This window comes from Streptomyces sp. NBC_01089, assembly GCF_045162975.1.
Lineage (GTDB): Bacteria > Actinomycetota > Actinomycetes > Streptomycetales > Streptomycetaceae > Streptomyces.
The window spans coordinates 519,995-539,264 of the sequence record NZ_CP108660.1 but is presented as its reverse complement, the minus strand read 5'-3'; the positions used below and the strand labels follow the sequence as shown (position 1 = coordinate 539,264).

Annotated in this window: 18 protein-coding genes; 15 read left to right on the top strand and 3 right to left on the bottom strand. The window is 71.0% G+C overall.

Features of this window, described 5'->3' with window-relative positions:
- Nucleotides 1–165: 165 nt before the first annotated feature.
- The 15 genes from OG510_RS02390 (at nt 166) to OG510_RS02320 (ending at nt 17,210) form a co-directional block, all read left to right on the top strand.
- Nucleotides 166–1,704: a sugar ABC transporter ATP-binding protein gene (locus tag OG510_RS02390; protein WP_406134967.1), complete on the top strand. Its 1,539-nt coding sequence runs from the start codon at nt 166–168 to the stop codon at nt 1,702–1,704.
- Complete coding sequence (locus OG510_RS02385; RefSeq protein ID WP_406134966.1) at nt 1,701–2,729, top strand: ABC transporter permease; 1,029 nt, start codon at nt 1,701–1,703, stop codon at nt 2,727–2,729. The genes OG510_RS02390 and OG510_RS02385 overlap by 4 nt, the downstream gene beginning before the upstream one ends.
- Nucleotides 2,726–3,739: an ABC transporter permease gene (locus OG510_RS02380; protein ID WP_406134965.1), complete on the top strand. Its 1,014-nt coding sequence runs from the start codon at nt 2,726–2,728 to the stop codon at nt 3,737–3,739. Before OG510_RS02385 ends, OG510_RS02380 begins: the two co-directional genes overlap by 4 nt.
- On the top strand, nt 3,736–4,818 hold the full coding sequence (gene rhaS, locus OG510_RS02375) for a rhamnose ABC transporter substrate-binding protein (protein WP_406134964.1): 1,083 nt from the start codon (nt 3,736–3,738) through the stop codon (nt 4,816–4,818). Before OG510_RS02380 ends, rhaS begins: the two co-directional genes overlap by 4 nt.
- A gap of 30 nt (nt 4,819–4,848) precedes the next feature.
- Nucleotides 4,849–6,273 carry an arabinose isomerase gene (locus tag OG510_RS02370; protein WP_406134963.1) on the top strand — a complete coding sequence of 475 codons (1,425 nt, stop codon included), beginning with the start codon at nt 4,849–4,851 and terminating at the stop codon, nt 6,271–6,273.
- Nucleotides 6,274–6,415: 142 nt separating this feature from the next.
- Complete coding sequence (locus tag OG510_RS02365; protein WP_406134962.1) at nt 6,416–7,714, top strand: alpha/beta fold hydrolase; 1,299 nt, start codon at nt 6,416–6,418, stop codon at nt 7,712–7,714.
- Between the two features lie 39 nt (nt 7,715–7,753).
- Complete coding sequence (locus tag OG510_RS02360; RefSeq protein ID WP_406134961.1) at nt 7,754–8,485, top strand: PIG-L deacetylase family protein; 732 nt, start codon at nt 7,754–7,756, stop codon at nt 8,483–8,485.
- Between the two features lie 280 nt (nt 8,486–8,765).
- Nucleotides 8,766–10,430: an amidohydrolase gene (locus OG510_RS02355; RefSeq protein WP_406134960.1), complete on the top strand. Its 1,665-nt coding sequence runs from the start codon at nt 8,766–8,768 to the stop codon at nt 10,428–10,430.
- A 1-nt stretch (nt 10,431) separates the two neighbouring features.
- Complete coding sequence (locus tag OG510_RS02350) at nt 10,432–11,412, top strand: CobW family GTP-binding protein (RefSeq protein ID WP_406134959.1); 981 nt, start codon at nt 10,432–10,434, stop codon at nt 11,410–11,412.
- 181 nt (nt 11,413–11,593) lie between these two features.
- Nucleotides 11,594–11,884, top strand: coding sequence for a DUF3311 domain-containing protein (locus OG510_RS02345; RefSeq protein ID WP_406134958.1), 291 nt, complete (start codon nt 11,594–11,596; stop codon nt 11,882–11,884).
- Complete coding sequence (locus OG510_RS02340; protein WP_406134957.1) at nt 11,884–13,368, top strand: sodium:solute symporter; 1,485 nt, start codon at nt 11,884–11,886, stop codon at nt 13,366–13,368. Before OG510_RS02345 ends, OG510_RS02340 begins: the two co-directional genes overlap by 1 nt.
- 217 nt (nt 13,369–13,585) lie before the next feature.
- Entirely contained in the window at nt 13,586–14,554 is a 969-nt protein-coding gene (locus OG510_RS02335) for an NADPH:quinone oxidoreductase family protein (RefSeq protein WP_406134956.1), read from the top strand.
- The gene (locus OG510_RS02330; RefSeq protein WP_406134955.1) at nt 14,551–15,768 is read left to right on the top strand and encodes an acyl-CoA dehydrogenase family protein; all 1,218 of its coding nucleotides are present in this window, start codon (nt 14,551–14,553) and stop codon (nt 15,766–15,768) included. Before OG510_RS02335 ends, OG510_RS02330 begins: the two co-directional genes overlap by 4 nt.
- Nucleotides 15,765–16,862 (top strand): acyl-CoA dehydrogenase family protein, encoded by a 1,098-nt coding sequence (locus tag OG510_RS02325; protein WP_406134954.1) that lies wholly within the window; start codon nt 15,765–15,767, stop codon nt 16,860–16,862. Before OG510_RS02330 ends, OG510_RS02325 begins: the two co-directional genes overlap by 4 nt.
- 153 nt (nt 16,863–17,015) lie before the next feature.
- Nucleotides 17,016–17,210, top strand: coding sequence for a hypothetical protein (locus OG510_RS02320; RefSeq protein WP_164261242.1), 195 nt, complete (start codon nt 17,016–17,018; stop codon nt 17,208–17,210).
- Here the strand turns inward: OG510_RS02320 and OG510_RS02315 are convergent.
- The 3 genes from OG510_RS02315 to OG510_RS02305 form a co-directional block, all read right to left on the bottom strand.
- Nucleotides 17,200–17,712, bottom strand: a complete 513-nt coding sequence (locus OG510_RS02315) for a GNAT family N-acetyltransferase (RefSeq protein WP_406134953.1) — start codon at nt 17,710–17,712, stop codon at nt 17,200–17,202. The genes OG510_RS02320 and OG510_RS02315 overlap by 11 nt on opposite strands.
- A gap of 96 nt (nt 17,713–17,808) precedes the next feature.
- The gene (locus OG510_RS02310) at nt 17,809–18,159 is read right to left on the bottom strand and encodes a DUF779 domain-containing protein (protein WP_406134952.1); all 351 of its coding nucleotides are present in this window, start codon (nt 18,157–18,159) and stop codon (nt 17,809–17,811) included.
- A gap of 126 nt (nt 18,160–18,285) precedes the next feature.
- On the bottom strand, nt 18,286–19,134 hold the full coding sequence (locus OG510_RS02305) for an IclR family transcriptional regulator (RefSeq protein ID WP_406134951.1): 849 nt from the start codon (nt 19,132–19,134) through the stop codon (nt 18,286–18,288).
- Nucleotides 19,135–19,270: the final 136 nt, after the last annotated feature.

Below are 19,270 nucleotides of genomic sequence, written 5' to 3'. Positions count from 1 at the left end.
TTTGTCCAGGGTGGATTCAACGGGCGCCCCACGGTGCCAGGCGCGGCGAAATTTTCTGCTGCACGCCCATTGACGTGGGGCGAACGGCGCCCCTAGCTTCCGTGCAATCGAGTTGAAACCTTTCATGTGTCCGAGGCGTATGCCCTCAGCCACCGAGGAGCTTCCATGACCCAGTCCGACCCGGGCGCGGGCCCCGCTCCCGTGCTCGCGCTGGAGGACGTCTCCAAGTCCTTCGGCGCGGTTCGGGCCCTCCAGGACGTCTCCCTGCATCTGTTCGCCGGTGAGGCCCACGCTCTCGCCGGCGAGAACGGGGCGGGCAAGTCCACCCTCATCAAGATCCTCGCCGGTGTGCACAGGACGGACTCGGGCCGGATCCTGCTGGACGGTGAACCCGTCGAGTTCCACGGACCGGCCGGCGCACGCGACGCAGGGGTCGCCGTCATCTACCAGGAACCGACGCTCTTCCCCGATCTGTCCATCGCCGAGAACATCTTCATGGGCCGTCAGCCGCGCCGGTCGCTGCGCCGCATCGACCGCAGGGCCGTGCTGGAGGCGACCGCCGCGCTGATGCGCAGACTCGGCGTGGCGCTCGACCCCGAGCGGCCCGCACGCGGACTGTCCATCGCGGACCAGCAGATCGTCGAGATCGCCAAGGCGCTCTCCTTCGACGCCCGTGTCCTGATCATGGATGAGCCGACCGCGGCCCTCACCGGCAGCGAGGCGGCCAGGCTCTTCTCGGTCGTGGAGGCGCTGCGCGGCGAAGGTGCCGCGGTGCTCTTCATCTCGCACCGTCTCGAGGAGATGTTCCGGCTCTGCCGGCGCGTCACCACCCTGCGCGACGGGCGGCTGGTCGCCACCGAACTCCTCGAAGGGCTGACCGAGGACGACCTGGTACGCCGGATGGTGGGACGTGATCTGGGCGAGCTCTACCCCAAGCAGCCGGCCGCGCTGGGCGAGACCGCCCTGTCCGTCAGCAGACTGACCCGCGAGGGCGTCTTCCGGGACATCAGCTTCGACGTACGCCGCGGCGAGATCGTCGCACTCGCCGGGCTCGTCGGCGCCGGGCGCAGCGAGGTCGTCCAGGCGGTCTTCGGCGTCGACCGGGCTGACGCGGGTGAGGTGACCGTGAACGGCCGGAAGCTGCCCCCCGGTTCGCCCACCGCGGCGATGGACGCCGGGATCGCCCTGGTCCCCGAGGACCGGCGCCAGCGCGGCCTCGTCATGGAGATGTCGATCGAACGCAACATCGGCCTCACCGGACTCGGCAGCCTCGGCCGCGCGGGGCTGATCCGCCGGACGCTGGAGACCGCACGGGCCGCGGACTGGGCGGTGCGGCTCCAGCTCAAGTACAGCAGGCTCGGCGACAGCGTCGGGGTGCTCTCCGGGGGCAACCAGCAGAAGGTCGTCCTCGCCAAGTGGCTCGCCACCGAGCCCGGCGTCCTCATCGTCGACGAACCCACCCGCGGTATCGACGTGGGCACCAAGGCCGAGGTCCACCGGCTGCTCTCCGGGCTCGCGGCCGAAGGGCTCGCCGTGCTGATGGTCTCGTCCGATCTGCCGGAGGTCCTGGGCATGGCGGACCGGGTGCTCGTCATGCGCGAAGGGCGGCTGGTGGCCGAGATACCCCGTACCGGCGCCACCGAGGAGTCGGTGATGGCCGCCGCCGCGGGACGCGGCAGCACCGAGGAGGACGCGGCGGCATGACCACCACTCTCGACGAACCCCTGCCCGCACCGGACTCCTCCGCGCGCTCGCTGCTCGACACCGTCTTCCGGGCCCGCGAACTGAGCATCGGCGGCGCGCTGGTGCTGCTCATCCTCTGCACCTGGCTCACCAACCACGGTTTCCTCGACGACCAGGGCATCAAGGACCTGCTGCTCAACTCCTCGATCCTGGTGCTGCTCGCGGTCGGCCAGTCCGTCGTCGTCATCACCCGCAACATCGACCTGTCGGTCGGCTCGGTCACCGGACTGACGGCCTTCGCCTGCGGCCACTTCGTGTCCGGCACCGACCACAGCGCTCTCACCGTCGTCCTCCTCGGGCTCGGCCTCGGTGTCGTCTGCGGACTGGTCAGCGGAGCGCTCGTCAGCTTCGGACGTGTACCGGCCCTGGTCGTCACACTCGGCATGCTGTACGTCGTCCAGGGCCTCGACCACGCCTGGGCGCACGGTGAGCAGATCAACGCCGTCAACGTCCCCGACGGGGTGCTCTCGCTCGGTACCGGCAGCGTCCTCGGCATCCCCTATCTGCCGCTGATCTCCGCGGCCGTCCTGGCGGGGACCGCGTACTACCTGCGGAGCTACCGCAGCGGGCGCGAGCTGTACGCCATCGGATCCAGCCCCGAGGCCGCCCGCCTCGCGGGCATCCCGGTCCGCCGCAGGATCCTCGGCGCGTACGCCTTCTCCGGCGCGGTCGCCGGATTCGCCGGAGCGCTCTGGCTGGCCCGCTTCGGCACTGTCGTCGCGGACGCGGCCAACGGCTGGGAGCTGACCGTGGTCAGCGCCGTCGTCGTCGGCGGTGTCGCCATCACCGGCGGCACCGGCGCGGTCTGGGGAGCGGCGCTCGGCGCGCTGCTGCTCACCACCATCGGCAGCGCCCTGGTCGTGCTGAAGGTCGACTCGTTCTGGCAGCAGGCCATCACCGGCGTGCTGCTGCTGGCGGCCATCACCACCGACCGCGTCGTGCAGGTACGCACCACCAGTGCCCTGCGGAAGAGGAGCAGGCGATGACCACTCTCACCAAGTACGTGCGCTGGGACACCGTCGTCACCGTGCTCCTGGTCGCCGTCTTCCTCGCGGGCGCGGGCAGCACCGACGGCTTCGCCGACACCTCCAATCTCTCCGCCGCGCTCGACGACACCGCTGAGATCGCCCTGATCGCCCTGCCGATGACGCTGCTGGTCGTCGCCGGACAGGTCGACCTCTCGGTGGCGTCGATGCTCGGGCTCTCCAGCGCACTGGCCGGGGCCCTCTGGGACGCGGGCTGGACCTTCGAACTGATCGTGCCCGTCTGTCTGCTGGTGGGAGCGGCGGGCGGCGTACTGAACGGCTGGCTGGTCACCAGGATCGGACTGCCCTCGCTGGCCGTGACCATCGGGACGCTCACCCTCTACCGGGGGCTGGCGTCCGTGGTCCTGGGGGACAAGGCCGTCGCCGACTTCCCCGACGCGTACGCGAAGTGGGCGGCCTACACCAGGACGGTGCCCGGCACCTTCGTGCCGTATCCGGTCGCCCTGTTCATCGTGCTCGCCGTGATCACCGCTGTGGTGCTGCACTGCACCGGCTTCGGACGTTCGCTCTTCGCCATAGGCGCCCAGGAGGACGCGGCGTACTTCGCGGGCATCCGCGTCAAGCGCGTCAAGATCGCGCTGTTCGCGGTGTCGGGACTCGTCGCCTCCTTCGCGGGGATCGTCTACACCCTGCGCTACGGAAGTGCCCGCGCCGACAACGGCATCGGCCTCGAACTCACCGTCATCGCATCCGTCCTGCTCGGCGGAGTCGACTTCGACGGCGGAAAGGGCACGCTCGGCGGCGCGGTCGCCGGGGTCCTGCTGATCGGACTGCTCGGCAATCTGCTCACCCTCAACGATGTGTCCAACGAGGTCCAGGTGATCGTCACCGGCCTGCTGCTCATCGCGTCCGTCCTCACCCCGCGCGTCATCAGCGCGGTCTCCGAACGGCGCGCCACCTCCGACCTAACCCCCGACCAGACCCGAATCGAGAGGCCCTCCACGTCATGAAACTCCGCAGCACGCAACCGCGCACCCGCGCGCTCGCCGTCACCGCCGTGGTCTGCTCCCTCGCTCTCGCGGGCTGCTCGGGAACCACCAAGGACTCGGTGAAGAACGACGACAAGCCGGCCGCGAGCGGACAGAAGGCCAACCCGGGCGCCCCGTTGAAGAAGGGGCTCAAGCTGGCCTTCCTGCCGAAGCAGATCAACAACCCGTACGAGCAGATCGTCGACAACGCGGGCATCGCCGCCGCCAAGGAGTTCGCGTCCAGCGGGAAGGAGGTCGGCCCGTCCGACGCCAAGGCGTCCTCGCAGGTCTCGTACATCAACACCCTGACCCAGCAGCGGCAGAACGCCATCCTCATCGCGGCCAACGACCCCAACGCGGTGTGCGGCCCGCTCAAGCAGGCCATGAAGCAGAACATCAAGGTCGTGGCGTACGACTCGGACACCGCCAAGGACTGCCGGCAGATCTTCATCAACCAGGCCAGCTCCGAACAGATCGGCCGCACCCAGATCCAGCACATCGCCGAACAACTGCACCACAAGGGCCAGATCGCGATCCTCTCGGCCACCCAGAACGCGACGAACCAGAACACCTGGATCTCGTACATGAAGGACGAGCTGAAGAAACCGGCGTACAAGAACATGAAGCTGGTGAAGGTCGCCTACGGGGACGACGACGATCAGAAGTCCTTCCAGGAGACACAGGGGCTGCTCAAGGCGTACCCGAAGCTGAAGGGCATCATCTCGCCCACTACGGTCGGCATCGCCGCGGCCGCCCGCTACATCAGCGCCTCCTCGTACAAGGGCAAGGTCGTCGTGAACGGCCTGGGCACGCCCAACCAGATGCGCAAGTACGTCAAGGACGGCACCGTCGCACAGTTCGCGCTCTGGGACCCCAAGAAGCTCGGCAAGCTCGCCTCGTACGCGGCGGCCGCGCTCGCCTCCGGGCAGATCACCGGGGCCGAGGGCGAGAAGTTCAAGGCCGGCGATCTGGGCGACTACACCGTGGGCAAGGACGGCGAGGTCATCCTCGGACCGCCCACCGTCTTCGACAAGGCCAACATCGACCGGTTCAACTTCTGAGCCGTTGACAGGACGGGAGCACCGGACACCATGAGCGCACGCACACCCGCCGTCGCCCGCAGGACCAAGGTCGGACTCGTGGCGGGCGGACTCGGCGCCTACTGGACGCAGTTCCCCGAGCTGCTCCCGCGGCTGCGCCGCTCCTCGGCCAGGGTGGCGGAGCGGCTCGGCGGGCTCGACGCCGATGTGGTGGACGCCGGGTTCATCTCCGACGCCCAGGAGGGCGCCGAGGCGGCGGAGCGGCTGCGCACCGCGGGCTGCGACCTCATCGTCTGCTTCGTCGCGACGTATCTCACCGCGACCATGCTGGTCCCGGTGGCGCAGCGCAGCGGCGCTCCCGTTCTGCTCGTCAATCTCCAGCCCACCGAGGTGATGGACCACGACACGTTCGGTACGGGGGACTGGCTGGCGTACTGCGGCGCCTGTCCGCTGCCGGAGATGGCCAGCACCTTCGCGCGGGTGGGCGTGGAGTTCCGCTCGGTCTCCGGCCATCTGGAGGACGAGCGGGCCTGGGAACGGATCGGCCGCTGGGTCCGGGCGGCCGGGGTGCGGGCCGTGCTGCGGCAGGGCCGGCACGGGCTGCTCGGGCACCTCTATCCGGGGATGTACGACGTGTCCACCGACCTCACCATGGTGCCGGGCAGCCTCGGCGGACATGTCGAGGTGCTGGAGATCGACGATCTGCGGGTCAGGGTCGAGCAGGCGGATGACGCCGCGACGGACGCGAGGCTGGCGGAGACCCGGCGGCTCTTCGAGATCGACGGCTCCGTCGCGCCCGGCGACCTGGCGTGGGCGGCCAGGGTGTCCGCCGGTCTCGACCGGCTCGTCGCCGACTTCGACCTGGACTCGCTCGCGTACTACCACCGCGGCCTCGACGGCGACATCCACGAACGGCTGGGCGCCGGGCTGATCCTGGGCGCCTCACTGCTGACCGCACGGGGGGTGCCGGTCTGCGGCGAGTACGAACTGCGCACCTCGCTCGCCATGCTGATCGCCGACCGGCTCGGCGCCGGCGGCTCCTTCACCGAACTCCAGGCGCTCGACTTCCGGGCGGGTGTGGTCGAGATGGGCCACGACGGCCCGGGCCATCTCGCGATCAGCGACGGACGGCCGCTGCTGCGCGGCCTCGGGGTGTTCCACGGCAAGCGCGGCTGGGGGGTCTCCGTGGAGTTCGACGTCAGGCACGGCCCGGTGACCCTGGTCGGGCTCGGGCAGACCCGCGACGGCCGCTACCGGATCGTCGCCGCGGAGGGCGAGGTCGTCGGCGGCCCGCGGCTGAAGATCGGCAACACCACGTCCCGGGTCGACTTCGGGGTGGACCCGGGGGAGTGGACCGACGCCTGGAGTGCGAGCGGCGTCGGGCACCACTGGGCGCTCGCCACCGGGCGGCTGCTGCCCGACCTGCGGGCGCTGGCCGGACTCGGCGGCCCGGAACTGGTGGAGGTCGGCGGCTGACCGGGTCCGGCCCTGCCCCGTACCTGGACCGCCGGGGGGCCACCGGCCGGACCCCGCCCCCGGGCCGCTGGGGCCACCGGTCGGCCAGGCCCGGTGGGCATGGGGGATCATGAAGGCGCCGCACGCCCGATCAGGAGCACCGATGACCCGTTACCACCAGCCCGGCCTCACCCTCACCGACCACCGGTTCCAGGTCCCCCTGGACCACACCCGGCCGGACGGGGAGCAGATCGAGCTGTACGCCCGCGAGGTCGTCGCCTCCGACAAGACCGACGCCGGTCTGCCGTGGCTGGTCTACCTCCAGGGCGGCCCCGGGTTCGGTGCGAACCGGTTCCACGGGAAGCAGGCGTGGCTGGGCCGCGCCGTGCGGGAGTTCCGGGTGCTGCTGCTCGACCAGCGCGGCACCGGAGCCTCCACGCCCGTCAACCGCCAGACGCTTCCGCTGCGCGGCGGCCCCGCCGAGCAGGCCGGCTATCTGGCGCACTTCCGCAGCGACTCCATCGTCCGGGACTGCGAACTCATCCGCCCCCGGCTCACCGGCGGCGCCCCGTGGACCGTACTCGGCCAGAGCTTCGGCGGGTTCTGCGCCGTCCGCTATCTGTCGGCCGCCCCCGAGGGCCTCGCCGCCGCGCTGATCACCGGCGGTCTCCCCACGCTCGACGGCCACGCCGACGACGTCTACCGGGCCGCCTACCCGAGGATCGCCCGCAAGACGGCCGCGCACTACGCCCGCTACCCGCAGGACGTGGCCGGCGCCCGCCGCATCGCCGCCTTCCTGCGCGCCAACCGGCCGGTGTTGAACAGCGGCTACACCCTTACTGTCGAAGCCTTCCAGTCCCTGGGCATCGCACTGGGCGGCGGGGACGGCAGCCACGCGCTGCACTACCTCCTGGAGGACGCGTTCGTCGACACCCCGCAGGGTCCGCAGCTCTCCGACTCCTTCCAGGAGCGGGTGCACGCGGCCCTGTCCTTCGCCGCGCACCCGCTGTACGCGCTGGTCCACGAGGCGATCTACGGCCAGGACAGCCGCCCCACCGACTGGTCGGCGGAGCGGGTGCGCGCCGAATTCCCCGCCTTCGACGCCGACACGGCGCTCGCCGGTGACGCCCCGCTGCCCTTCACCGGCGAGTCCGTGCACCCCTGGCACTTCGAGGTGGACCCGGCGCTGCGCCCGCTGCGCGAGACCGCCGAGCTGCTCGCCGCCCGTACGGACTGGCCCCGGCTGTACGACACGGCGCGGCTCGCGGCGAACGAGGTGCCGGTGGCCGCGGCCGTCTACCACGACGACATGTACGTCGACACGGAACAGGCCCTGCGCACCGCACGGTCCATCCGGGGCCTGCGCACCTGGGTCACCGACGAGTTCGAGCACGACGGGCTCAGGGCCGGCGGGCCGCGGGTCCTCGACCGGCTGCTCGCGCTGGTCCGGGGTGAGATCTGAGCCGTTGCCCCCGGCGGCCCGGTGGGCGATCATGCGGTTATGACCGAGCAGCTGGAACCCATGCCCGCCCGGTGGGAGCGCGCGCTCGCCGTCGTCGCCCACCCGGACGACCTGGAGTACGGCTGCGCCGCCGCCGTCGCGGTGTGGACGGACGAGGGGCGGGAGATCTCGTACCTCCTCGCCACCCGGGGCGAGGCGGGCATCGACAGCATCGAGCCCGCCCGGTGCGGTCCGCTGCGCGAGCGCGAGCAGCGGGCGAGCGCGGCGGTGGTCGGCGTGGGGTCGGTCGAGTTCCTCGACCACCACGACGGAGTGATCGAGTACGGTCCAGGACTGCGCAGGGACATCGCGGCCGCCATCCGCAGGTACCGGCCCGAGCTGGTCATCACGCTCAACCACCGGGACACCTGGGGCGGCACCGCCTGGAACACGCCGGACCACACGGCGGTCGGCCGGGCCGTGCTCGACGCGGCGGGCGACGCGGGAAACCGCTGGATCTTCCCCGAGCTCGCCGCGCGCGGGCTCCAGCCGTGGGACGGCGTGCGCTGGGTGGCGGTGGCCGGTTCATCCGTCCCGACGCACGCGGTCGACGTGACCGGGGGCCTGGAGCGTTCGGTACGTTCCCTGCTCGAACACCGCACCTATATCGAGGCGTTGACCGACGACGACCCCGAGACGTACTGCCGTACGTTCCTGACCGGCAACGTCACGGCGGCGTCCGCGCGGTTCGGCGGCAGGCCCGCGGTGACCTTCGAGCTCTTCCCCCGCTGAACCACTGAACTGCCCGACTGCCCGACTGCCCGACTGCCCGACTGCTGAACCCCTGGACCCCTGGACCGCCCCCTTCGGGAAGCGCTGTCTGGTCCTGTCAGGTGGGGCCGATCTGGATCTGGCCAGAAGAAGCACCCGGACGGAAGGTTACCGGTGCTAGTTACTCGCATCACTCGTCTTTCGTAAGGAGCGCCGGCCGGGCCGCCTGCCACCGTGCGGAGCTGGTCATCGGCGGCGTGCCCGCCTGAGCCTGCCGACAACGAAGCCAAGGGGTAGCACCGTGGACGAGCAGCAGACCATCATTTATCCGGCCAGTACGGTGCGTACCATGGATCCGGCGCGGCCGGAGGCCGAGGCGGTCGCGGTGCGCGGCGCCCGTATCCGCGCGGTCGGCTCCGTCGCCGAGCTGCGGGCGTTCCCCGATGCCGTGGTGGACGACCGCTACGCCGACAAGGTGCTGCTGCCCGGGTTCGTCGAGGCCCACAGCCACGCGGGGTCCGGCGGGATGTGGGAGAACGCCTACGTCGGCCGCTTCGACCGGACATCACCGGACGGCCGGCGGTGGCCGGGCTGTGCCACGGTCGCCGACATCCTGGAGCGACTGCGCGGCGCCGAGCAGCAACTGCCGGCCGATCCTGCGGTGCCGCTGCTGGCATGGGGTCTCGACCCGATCTACTACCCGGGGGACACCGTGCTGGCGCGGGAGCTGGACACGGTCTCCACCGTACGGCCGGTCCACGTCCTGCACGCCAACGGGCACCTTGCGGCGGTCAATTCGGCCGCGCTCAAGCTCGGCGGCGTGGACCGCGCCACCCAGGTGGAGGGCGTCGTCAAGCACGCGGACGGCACACCGACCGGGGAGCTGCGGGAATGGGCGGCCATGTCGCTGGTGCAGCAGAAGATCGGCGGCGGTATCACCGGGGGGATCACCGCCGACGCGATCCGCGGCTTCGGTCAGGACGCGGTCAATACCGGTACCACCACGGTGACCGACCTCGGCTCGATGCAGCTGATGTCGGACGAGACGATGGCGCCGTACCTGGAGGCGGTGACCGAGGACTTCCCGGCCCGGCTCTCGGTGTTCCACTTCGGCGCGGGCAAGGGCGGGGTGATGCCCGCCGAGGCCGCCGCCAGACTGCTCGAACTGCGCGAGCGCAGCACCGGCAAGCTGCGGACGGGGCATGTCAAGCTGATGCTCGACGGCTCCATCCAGGGCTTCACCGCCCGGTTGCAGGAGCCCGGTTATCTGGGTGACCGGCCGAACGGTATCTGGATCGTCTCGCCCACCGAGTTCGAGGCGGCGCTGAGCACCTATCACCAGGCGGGTCTGCTGGTGCATGTGCACTGCAACGGCGACCAGGCCACCGAACTCTTCCTGAACACCATGGAGAAGGTCCTCGTCGCGCACCCGCGCCCGGACCACCGGCACACCGTCACCCACTCGCAGATGACCACCCCCGCGCAGTACAAGCGGATGGCGGCGCTGGGGATGTGCGCCAACATCTTCGCCAACCACATCTGGGCGTGGGGGGACCAGCACATCGACATCACCGTCGGCCCGGACCGCGCCGCCCGGATGAACGCCACGGCCACCGCGCTGCGTTGCGGCGTTCCGTTCTCGCTGCACTGCGACACACCGGTCACGCCGCTGTCGCCGCTGGCGACGGTCAAGCACGCGGTGACCCGGCGTACCGTGTCGGGCCGGGTCATGGGCGTCCATGAGCGCATCACCGCCGAACAGGCCCTGAGCGCGGTCACTCTGGGCGGGGCCTATCTGCTGAAGATGGACCACCAGGTCGGCTCGGTGGAGCCGGGCAAGTTCGCCGACCTGGCGGTGCTGGACGCCGACCCGCTGGCGGTCCCGGCCGAGGAGATCGGCGACATCGAGGTGCTGGGCACCGTCGTCGGCGGGGCGCACCACGCGTCGACCGTCCACGGGGCCTGAGGTGACCGCGCGGCTGACGGTCATCGGAGGCTATCTGGGAGCGGGCAAGACGACCCTGCTCAACGGTCTGCTGGCGGGCGCCGGAGGGGCGCGGATCGCGGTGGTGGTCAATGACTTCGGGGCGGTCAACATCGACCGCCGGCTGATCACATCGGCCACCGATGACACCGTGGAGCTGAGCAACGGCTGTATCTGCTGCACCCTCCAGGACGACACATCCGCGGTGATGACCCGTCTGGCCGGGCGCGGTGACCTGGACCATGTGGTGGTGGAGACCAGCGGTGTCGGTGACCCGGCGGCGCTGCGGACCTGGGGCAACTACCCGGGCTTCACTCCGGGCGCCACCGTGGTCTGCGCGGACAGCACCGCAGCCGTGCGGTTGCTGCGCGACGAGTTCGTCGGGGACACCGTGGCCCGGCAGCTGACCCGGGCGGACATCCTGGTGCTGACCAAGGCGGACCTGGCCGGGGAGGCGCGGTTCGCCGACGCCCGGCAGCGCTGCCTGGAGCACGCGGCCGATGCCCGGGTGGTGGAGTCCACCGGGGGTGACGTGCACCTCAAGGACCTGCTGCGGCCTGCTGTTTCGGCCGACCCGGCCTCGACCGGCATGGCCCCGGGCGATTCGGCCTCGGTCGGCACGGCCTCGGCCAACCCGCCCCCGGACGAACCGGATGCGCACGGGACGGTGCATCGCAGTGCCTCGGTGACCGGCTCAGGACCGGTGGACCGGAGTGCGCTGCTGGCGGCTCTGCGGGAGCTGCCGGGGTCGGTGGTCCGGCTCAAGGGCGTCGTCCGCTGCGCCGACAGCCCTCGGGCCCGCACGGTGGTCCAGTACTCCGGCGGACGGCTGGAGATCACCACCGACGGTGACTGGCAGGACGCGGACACCGGCGGGCTGGTGATCATCGTCGCCGGGGACGGGACCGCCGACGCCGAACTGCGGTCGGTGTCCGACCGCCTCGCCGAAGTCCTGCGCGGCTGATCGGCCCACGCCGAGGCTCCTCCCACGCGTGCACCGTCACCGCGTACCGTGCCGAGGCCGTCAAGGGCCTCACGGAGGGGGCGAGTTCATCCACACCTGAGTGCAGTCGACCGGAGCCGGCACCTCGTCTCCCTGAGCTGAGCCGCATGAAACCCGAGCTGAGCCCCATGAAAGGTGTCCCATGCCGTCGCGAACCGCCCGGCCGTCGGGCAAGCGCACCGCCCTCAGCGTCCTCATAGGACTCGTCGCTCCCTTCCTCTACGTCGCCGTGGCGCCCTTCCTGCTCGGCGGCGTCTCGGTCAAGATCTTCGGTTTTCCCTTCCTCTATTTCTGGATCTTCAGCTCGTTCGTGTTCACGTCCGTGTGCCTGGCGATCTGCTGGTACGCCATCGACGGCCCGGTCCACCAGGAGTTCGACGCCGGGTTCGACACCGGTCCCGGCGCTGGTTCCGACGCCGGTGAGGAGTGGTGATGCAGACAACCGTCTTCATCGGCATCGTCGCGATCGCGGTGCTCATCGCCGTCGTCGGCACGTTTCTCGTCAAGCGGGTCACCCTCGACCAGATGCTGGTCGGCAACCGGTCGTTCGGCAGTTGGACGCTGTTCTTCATCTCGGCGGGCGAGTTCTACACGATCGGCACCCTGGTCGCCTTTCCCTCCGGTGTGTACGCCAAGGGGTTCAGCTACGCGATGTGGTTCCTGGGGTACATCGTGCTGGCCTGGCCGGTGGCGTACTTCCTCGCCCCGTACTGGAACCGGGTGGGACGGCGCTACGACGCGATGACCCAGGCCGACGTGTTCCGGCGCCACTTCGACAGCCGGACGCTGGAGATCGTCATCTTCTTCGTGACGTTCATCGGCGCGCTGTTCGGCGCGCAGTACAGCTTCGCCGGGCTGTCCTACGCGATCGCGGGGGCAGGCATCCACATCTCATCGACGCTGACGCTGATCATCGCCTCCGTACTGGCGCTGCTGTGCGTGGTGTTCGGCGGGATGCGCCAGCAGGCGACGCTCGCCCCTCTCAAGGACGCGCTGATGATGATCGCGATCTTCGTGGTCGCGGTGGCGGCCATCCTCGTCACCACCGGCGGGGTGGGCGACATCTTCGACGCCGCCGCTTCGACCACAGCGCAGCGCCCGGCCTTCGTCGCCGACTCCGTTCCCCCGTCGGCGTTCCTGTTCACGCTGACCACGATCATCGCGCAGATGGTGCCCGCGGGCGGCACCGGCTCCCAGACGGCGGGCACGCACGCCTTCACCGCGAAATCGGAGCGGGCGCTGAAGAAGCAGTACGTATGGTTCCCGCTCTACATGCTGATGTACCCGTTCCTGATCATCGCGACGTACTTCGCGGTCGACAGGCTGCCACATGTGAAGGACCCGAACAGCGTCTTCATCGTCACCGCCATGCGGATCCTGCCGCCCTGGCTTGTCGGGCTCGTCGCCGGAGCCGCGTTCGTGTCGGCGATCTTCGTCCTGGCCTTCGGCGGTCTCAGCCTCGGTGGTCTCATCAGCCGCAACGTCGTACCGGACATGCCCGAGCGGCGGCAGCGGTTCTGGGTCCGCACCGGAATCATGCTGTTCTTCTGCCTGTCGATCCTGCTGACCCTCTACACCTCGCCGACCCTGCTGGTGACGATCCTCAACCTGCTCTACTACGTCGGCGTACAGCTCGTGCCCGGCACCATGGCCGTCTTCTTCATGCGCGGTATCCGTGCCGTGGGCGTGTCGGCCGGCCTGATCGGCGGTACGGTCCTGGCGCTGGGGCTCTACTACGGCCACGTCGACACGTACGGCGTCAACATCGGCCTGATCAGCGGGGTGCTCAACTTCGTGCTGATGATCGTGGTCAGCAGGACCGTGCACCGTGGCCGCACACCCCTGCCGGCGACGGCGTGGCGCGGCTCGCGCCCGGCGCGGCCCGGTGCCCCGCTCGCGGAGGAATCGGCCGGCTGACCGGCGCCGCCCCGGCCCGCAGTGGAGCCCCGGGGGTGCTGAAGCGGGGATCCGGCGGTACGGAACCGGGGATCCGGTGGTGCGGAAGCGGCGGCCCGGGGGTACGGGAGGAGAGATCCGGCGGTGCGGAACCGGTCGGCGGGGACGGTTCACAGCGCGGCAAGCGACCGCTTAGTATGCGCTGAGCGCAGTACAGCCCAGCTGATGGAGGCCCCCGATGCAGGCATGGCAAGTCCACGAGAACGGCGAGCCCGGCGCGGTCATGCGCCTCGACGAGGTGGCGGAGCCGCAGGCAGGCCCGGGACAGCTCAAGCTGAAGGTCCTGGCCGCCAACATCAACTTCCCCGATGCGCTGCTCTGCCGTGGCCAGTACCAGGTCCGCCCGCCGCTGCCCTTCACCCCGGGCGTGGAGATCTGCGGCGAGACCCCCGACGGGCGCCGGGTGATCGCCAATCCGGCACTCCCGCACGGCGGTTTCGCCGAGTACGTCGTCGTCGACGAGGCCGCCGTACTCCCGGCACCTCCCGCGCTGGACGACGCCGAGGCGGCAGCCCTGCACATCGGCTACCAGACAGGCTGGTTCGGCCTGCACCGCCGCGCACATCTGCGGAGCGGCGAGACGCTCCTGGTGCACGCGGCGGCGGGCGGCGTCGGCAGCGCCGCCGTGCAGCTGGGCAAGGCGGCCGGGGCCCGGGTCATCGGAGTGGTCGGCGGCCCGGAGAAGGCCCGAATCGCCGAAGAGCTCGGATGCGATCTGGTCATCGACCGCCGCGCCGACGACATCATCGCCAAAGTCAAGGAATTCACCGGCGGCAAGGGCGCGGACGTCGTCTACGACCCGGTCGGCGGTGACGCGTACGCCAAGTCCGTCAAGTGTGTGGCCTTCGAGGGCCGGATCGTGGTCGTCGGGTTCGCCAGCGGCGTCATCCCGACCGCCGCGCTCAACCACGCACTGGTGAAGAACTACACGATCATGGGCCTGCACTGGGGCCTGTACGCCCAGAAGGACCCCGGGTCGATCGGCCGCTGCCACGCGGAGCTGACCGCGCTCGCCGCCGACGGCACCGTCAAACCGCTGGTCTCCGAGCGCGTCGCGCTCAAGGACGCGGCGGCCGCGGTCCAGCGGGTCGCCGACGGCATCACCACCGGCCGCGTCGTGATCGTCCCGGAAGGGGCCGCCCGATGACCGGGAACAGCACACCCCCGGACGCCGCGCCACAGCTGGACGCCGAGGCGCTGCGGCTGCGTACCCGCGAACTGCTCGCGGCGCACCCGCCGGAGTCCACCGCCCGCACCGACTTCCTGCGCGCCAGGTTCGACGCCGGGCTCGCCTGGGTGCACTACCCGGCCGGGCTCGGCGGCCTCGGCGTACCGCGCTCGCTGCAGCCCGTCGTGGACGCCGAGCTGGAGGCCGCCGGCGCGCCCGACAACGACCCGCGCCGGATCGGCATCGGCCTCGGCATGGCAGCGCCGACGATCCTGCGCTACGGCACCGACGAGCAGAAGCGCCGCTTCCTGCGGCCCCTCTGGGTCGGGGACGAGGTGTGGTGCCAGCTCTTCAGCGAGCCGGGCGCCGGATCCGACCTCGCCGCGCTGGCGACGCGCGCGGTGCGCGACGGCGACGACTGGATCGTCACCGGGCAGAAGGTCTGGACGTCCAGCGCGCACCTGGCCCGCTGGGCCATCCTCATCGCCCGTACCGACCCCGACGTGCCCAAGCACCGGGGGATCACCTACTTCGTCTGCGACATGACCGACCCGGGCGTCGAGGTGCGGCCACTGCGCCAGATCACCGGCGAGGCCGAGTTCAACGAGGTGTTCCTGACGGAGGTACGGATCCCCGACGCGCACCGGCTCGGTCCGGTGGGCGACGGCTGGAAGGTCGCCCAGACCACCCTCATGAACGAGCGGGTCTCCATCGGCGGCTCCCGCCTCCCGCGCGAGGGCGGCATGATCGGCCCCGTCGTCAAGACCTGGCGCGAGCGCCCCGGACTGCGCACGCACGACCTGCACCAGCGCCTCCTCTCGCTCTGGGTGGAGGCCGAGGTCGCCCGCCTCACCGGAGAACGGCTGCGCCAGCAGCTCGTCGCAGGCCACCCCGGCCCCGAGGGCTCCGGGATGAAGCTGACCTTCGCCCGCCTCAACCAGGAGATCAGCGGCCTCGAAGTCGAACTCCTCGGCGAGGAAGGGCTGTTGTACGGGGACTGGACCATGCGCCGCCCCGAACTGGTCGATTTCACCGGCCGCGACGCCGGCTACCGCTATCTGCGCTCCAAGGGAAACTCCATCGAGGGAGGCACCAGCGAGGTGCTGCTCAACATCGTCGCCGAGCGGGTGCTCGGGCTGCCTTCGGAGCCGCGCAACGACAAGGACGCCGCCTGGAAGGACCTGGCCCGATGACCGACCTCCTGTACTCCGGGACCGAGGACGACCTGCGCTCCGCCGTCCGTTCGCTGCTCACCGACCGCTGCGGCGCACCGGAGCTGCTGGCCGCGGTGGAGGCCGGCACCCCGGGCGATCTGCGGCTGTGGCCCGCTCTGGCCTCGGACATGGGGCTGGCAGGGCTGCTCGTACCCGAGAAGCTCGGCGGCCAGGGCGCCACGCACCGGGAGGCTGCGGTGGTGCTTGAGGAGCTGGGGCGCAGCGTCGCCCCGGCGCCGTATCTGACCAGCTCGGTGGTGGCGACCGAGGTGCTCGGCGGGCTGGGGGCGCGCAATGAGGCGGCCGCCGAACTGCTGGCCACGCTCGCCTCGGGGGAGTGTGTCGCGGTCCTCGCCGTGCCGCTGACCACCGAACCGGGCTCCGTGCCCCTGCTTCCCGGCCTGTCCGGCACGGTGAGCGGCGTCGCCGACGCGGCAGCGGCCCAGGTGCTGCTCGTCCCCACCGACGACGGGCTGTACGCGGTCGGGGCCCGGGACCCCGGCGTCACCGTGGAGCCGCTGGTCCCGCTCGACCTCACCCGCCCGCTGGCCGCCGTCACCCTCGACGGGGCGCAGGGCACCCTGCTTGCCGGTGCGCGGGACGCACGGGCCGCGCTGGACCGGGGGCTGCTCGCCGGGGCCGGGCTGCTCGCGTCGGAGCAGCTGGGGCTCGCCGAATGGTGCCTGGAGGAGACCGTCCGGTACACGCGGGAGCGCCATCAGTTCAACCGGCCCGTCGGCGGGTTCCAGGCGCTCAAGCACCGGATGGCACAGCTCTGGCTGGAGATCGTCTCGGCCCGTGCCGCGGCCCGTAACGCGGCCGACGCGCTCGCCACCGACAGCTCCGAGAAGGCACTCGCCGTCTCGGTCGCGCAGGCGTACTGCAGCCGCGTCGCCGTGCACGCCGCCGAGGAGTGCATCCAACTGCACGGCGGTATCGGGATGACGTGGGAGCACCCCGCGCATCTCCACCTCAAGCGTGCCAAGTCCGATGCGGTGGCCTTCGGTTCGGCGGGGGCACACCGGGAGGCGCTGGCACTCCTGGTCGACCTGCCGGGACCGGACAGCGCCTAGGGTCTGTCCGGCCGGTCCATACCGGCCCCGGGCCCGACCATTACAGCGAGTCAACACCCGTACGGCGTACAGGTCTTACGCCCGGAACAGGGGTCTCCTCCGCCACACTTACGGCCGAATGCCGCATACCCGGTGTGGCGGAGGAGGACGACCATGGCCATTTCGATCTCACTTGTGCTGCTGCTCGTGGTCCTCGCGGCGATCTTCCTTCGCGGCGGCGGACTCAAGCTCTCACATGCGATCGTCTGCGCTCTTCTCGGCTTCACGCTGGCCAGCACCAGCCTCGCCCCGACCATCCAGCAAGGTGTCACGGGCACCGCGGACATGGTCGCGAACATCAAGCCCTGACTGTCTCAGGGACTTCGTCCGGTGTGAGGCGGCGCAGGTAGCGGGTGGCGGGGCGTTCACCGATTCTGGACTCCGCCACCGCGGTGAACCCGTTGTGCCGGAGCACGGCCGCCGACGCCGGATTGTCGAGGGTCACGACCGCGGTGAGCGCGGACAGCCCGTACGCACCGGCGGCGAGGCGGCACACCTCTTCGACGGCGGCCGTCGCCATGCCGCGGCCTGCGGCGCGCTCGCCGATCCGGTAGCCGAGTACGGCCGTCCCGTCCGTGACGTCCACGAGATTGACGCGGCCGGCCAGCGCGCCGTGGTCGTCCACGACGACATGGAAGTGGCACACGCCGGCGTCCTGTTCGGCGAGCCGGTCGCGCAGTTCGTCGGCGAACCCGGCGAAGTACGCGTCCCCGCGGTCCGATATGAACCGTGTGAAGTACGCCCGGTTCTCCCGTTCGAAGGCCAGCAGGGCATCCGCGTGTCCGGCCCGCAGCCGCTCCAGCGTCATCATGCCCGGCAGCATACGACCGGGGCCGGGGCGGCCCGGAACGCGGACCGGGCAAGCGGACCGGGCAGGGGGACCGGGCAGGCGGACCGGGGCCGCCCGTCAGAGCAGGCGGGACCTGATCAGGAACCTGACGCCTTCCGGGGCCTCCAGCGAGAAGCCGCTGCCGCGTCCCTCCACGACGTCGAGCACCAGCCGGGTGTGCGCCCACAGCTCCTGCTGGCTCGCCGAGATCCAGAACGGGACGGGTCCGGCCACGCCGTCCACGACGAGTGATTCGAGGAGGACATCCGAGCCTCCGGTGCGGAATTCCCCGGCCGGGTAGCACATGGGGGCGCTGCCGTCGCAGCAGCCGCCCGACTGATGGAACATCAGCGGACCGTGTGCGACGGTCAGTTGGCGTATCAGATCGGCGGCGGCGGGGGTGAACTCCACTCGCGGGGCGTCGGACATCGCACTCTCCCGGTTGTCACTCGACCAGTGGTTGCCGCCCGGCCGGCTCGGGGAGCGGCCGGGCCCGGCCCAGTCAACTCCGGGCAACGTTGCGAGGAGGTTGCACGGGGCGGGCCGGGGCCGGACTCAGTACGTGCCCCGGGTGGGCCGCATGGTGCGGTCGGACGGGACGACCCGGGCCACCTCGGCGGCGATCTCCACGACGCGCGGGGCCAGTTCACGGATCCGGGAGTCCGGCAGCCGGACCGAAGGCACCTGGACCACCACGGCGGCGTGCGCGAAGCCTTGGGAGTCCAGCACCGGGGCGCCGATGCAGCGTACGCCCTCGACGTTCTCCTCGTTGTCGATGCTGTACCCGCGCTCACGGGTGCGCTCCAGTTCATCGGCGAACCGCTCCGGGGTCCCGATGGTGTGCGGTGTGACGGCACGCAGTTCGGGAGGGAGCGAGGCGAGATACTCGCCCGGGTTCTCCGCGAAGCTCATCAGCGCCTTGCCCGACGCCGTGGAGTACAGGGGGAAGTGGGCGCCCGGGTGCTGTTCGAAGCGGAGCGGCAGCGGTGAGGGGACTCGCATCACGACGACGGACTCCTCGCCGTCCCGCACCGCGAGGTTGACCGACTCGTTGGTCTCGGCGTTGAGCTGACGCAGGAGGGGGAGGGCCCGGTCGGTGCCGAGGGCGCGCTGGGCGGCCTGTCCCAGCAGGATGGCCGTGCTGCCCAGATAGTAACCGTCCGTCACGGGATTGCGGCTGAGGAAACCCTCGGCGGCCAGCGCACCCACCACCCGGTGGGCGGTGCCGGGGGTCAGCCCGAGGCGCTGGATGATCTCCGTGACCTGGACGTCGCCGTCCGCCTCGATGAGCAGCCGCAGGACGGCCATCGCCCGGTCGATGGCCTGGGTGCCCGCGCGCGCGTCAGTCGTCTTGGCCGACCGTTCGGCCGGGTCCCGTCGTCCGGGAGGAGTGCCGGCAGCCACCTGGTGTCGGTCCTTTCGGCTCTGACCACGATTTCCGTGCAGCCTACCGGTGCCGCGGGTGCGGTGCGGCGGGTGCCCCGGCGGCGCAGGTGGGCGCAGCACGGGGCAGACGCCGGATCGCAGCCGATTCCTGTCA

What these genes read in the sequence shown, in the direction of transcription:
- OG510_RS02390 (WP_406134967.1), top strand. Translation starts at nt 166, where the DNA reads ATGACCCAGTCCGACCCGGGCGCGGGCCCCGCTCCCGTGCTCGCGCTG.
- OG510_RS02385 (WP_406134966.1), top strand. Translation starts at nt 1,701, where the DNA reads ATGACCACCACTCTCGACGAACCCCTGCCCGCACCGGACTCCTCCGCG.
- OG510_RS02380 (WP_406134965.1), top strand. Translation starts at nt 2,726, where the DNA reads ATGACCACTCTCACCAAGTACGTGCGCTGGGACACCGTCGTCACCGTG.
- rhaS (WP_406134964.1), top strand. Translation starts at nt 3,736, where the DNA reads ATGAAACTCCGCAGCACGCAACCGCGCACCCGCGCGCTCGCCGTCACC.
- OG510_RS02370 (WP_406134963.1), top strand. Translation starts at nt 4,849, where the DNA reads ATGAGCGCACGCACACCCGCCGTCGCCCGCAGGACCAAGGTCGGACTC.
- OG510_RS02365 (WP_406134962.1), top strand. Translation starts at nt 6,416, where the DNA reads ATGACCCGTTACCACCAGCCCGGCCTCACCCTCACCGACCACCGGTTC.
- OG510_RS02360 (WP_406134961.1), top strand. Translation starts at nt 7,754, where the DNA reads ATGACCGAGCAGCTGGAACCCATGCCCGCCCGGTGGGAGCGCGCGCTC.
- OG510_RS02345 (WP_406134958.1), top strand. Translation starts at nt 11,594, where the DNA reads ATGCCGTCGCGAACCGCCCGGCCGTCGGGCAAGCGCACCGCCCTCAGC.
- OG510_RS02340 (WP_406134957.1), top strand. Translation starts at nt 11,884, where the DNA reads ATGCAGACAACCGTCTTCATCGGCATCGTCGCGATCGCGGTGCTCATC.
- OG510_RS02335 (WP_406134956.1), top strand. Translation starts at nt 13,586, where the DNA reads ATGCAGGCATGGCAAGTCCACGAGAACGGCGAGCCCGGCGCGGTCATG.
- OG510_RS02330 (WP_406134955.1), top strand. Translation starts at nt 14,551, where the DNA reads ATGACCGGGAACAGCACACCCCCGGACGCCGCGCCACAGCTGGACGCC.
- OG510_RS02325 (WP_406134954.1), top strand. Translation starts at nt 15,765, where the DNA reads ATGACCGACCTCCTGTACTCCGGGACCGAGGACGACCTGCGCTCCGCC.
- OG510_RS02320 (WP_164261242.1), top strand. Translation starts at nt 17,016, where the DNA reads ATGGCCATTTCGATCTCACTTGTGCTGCTGCTCGTGGTCCTCGCGGCG.
- OG510_RS02315 (WP_406134953.1), bottom strand. Translation starts at nt 17,712, where the DNA reads ATGATGACGCTGGAGCGGCTGCGGGCCGGACACGCGGATGCCCTGCTG.
- OG510_RS02310 (WP_406134952.1), bottom strand. Translation starts at nt 18,159, where the DNA reads ATGTCCGACGCCCCGCGAGTGGAGTTCACCCCCGCCGCCGCCGATCTG.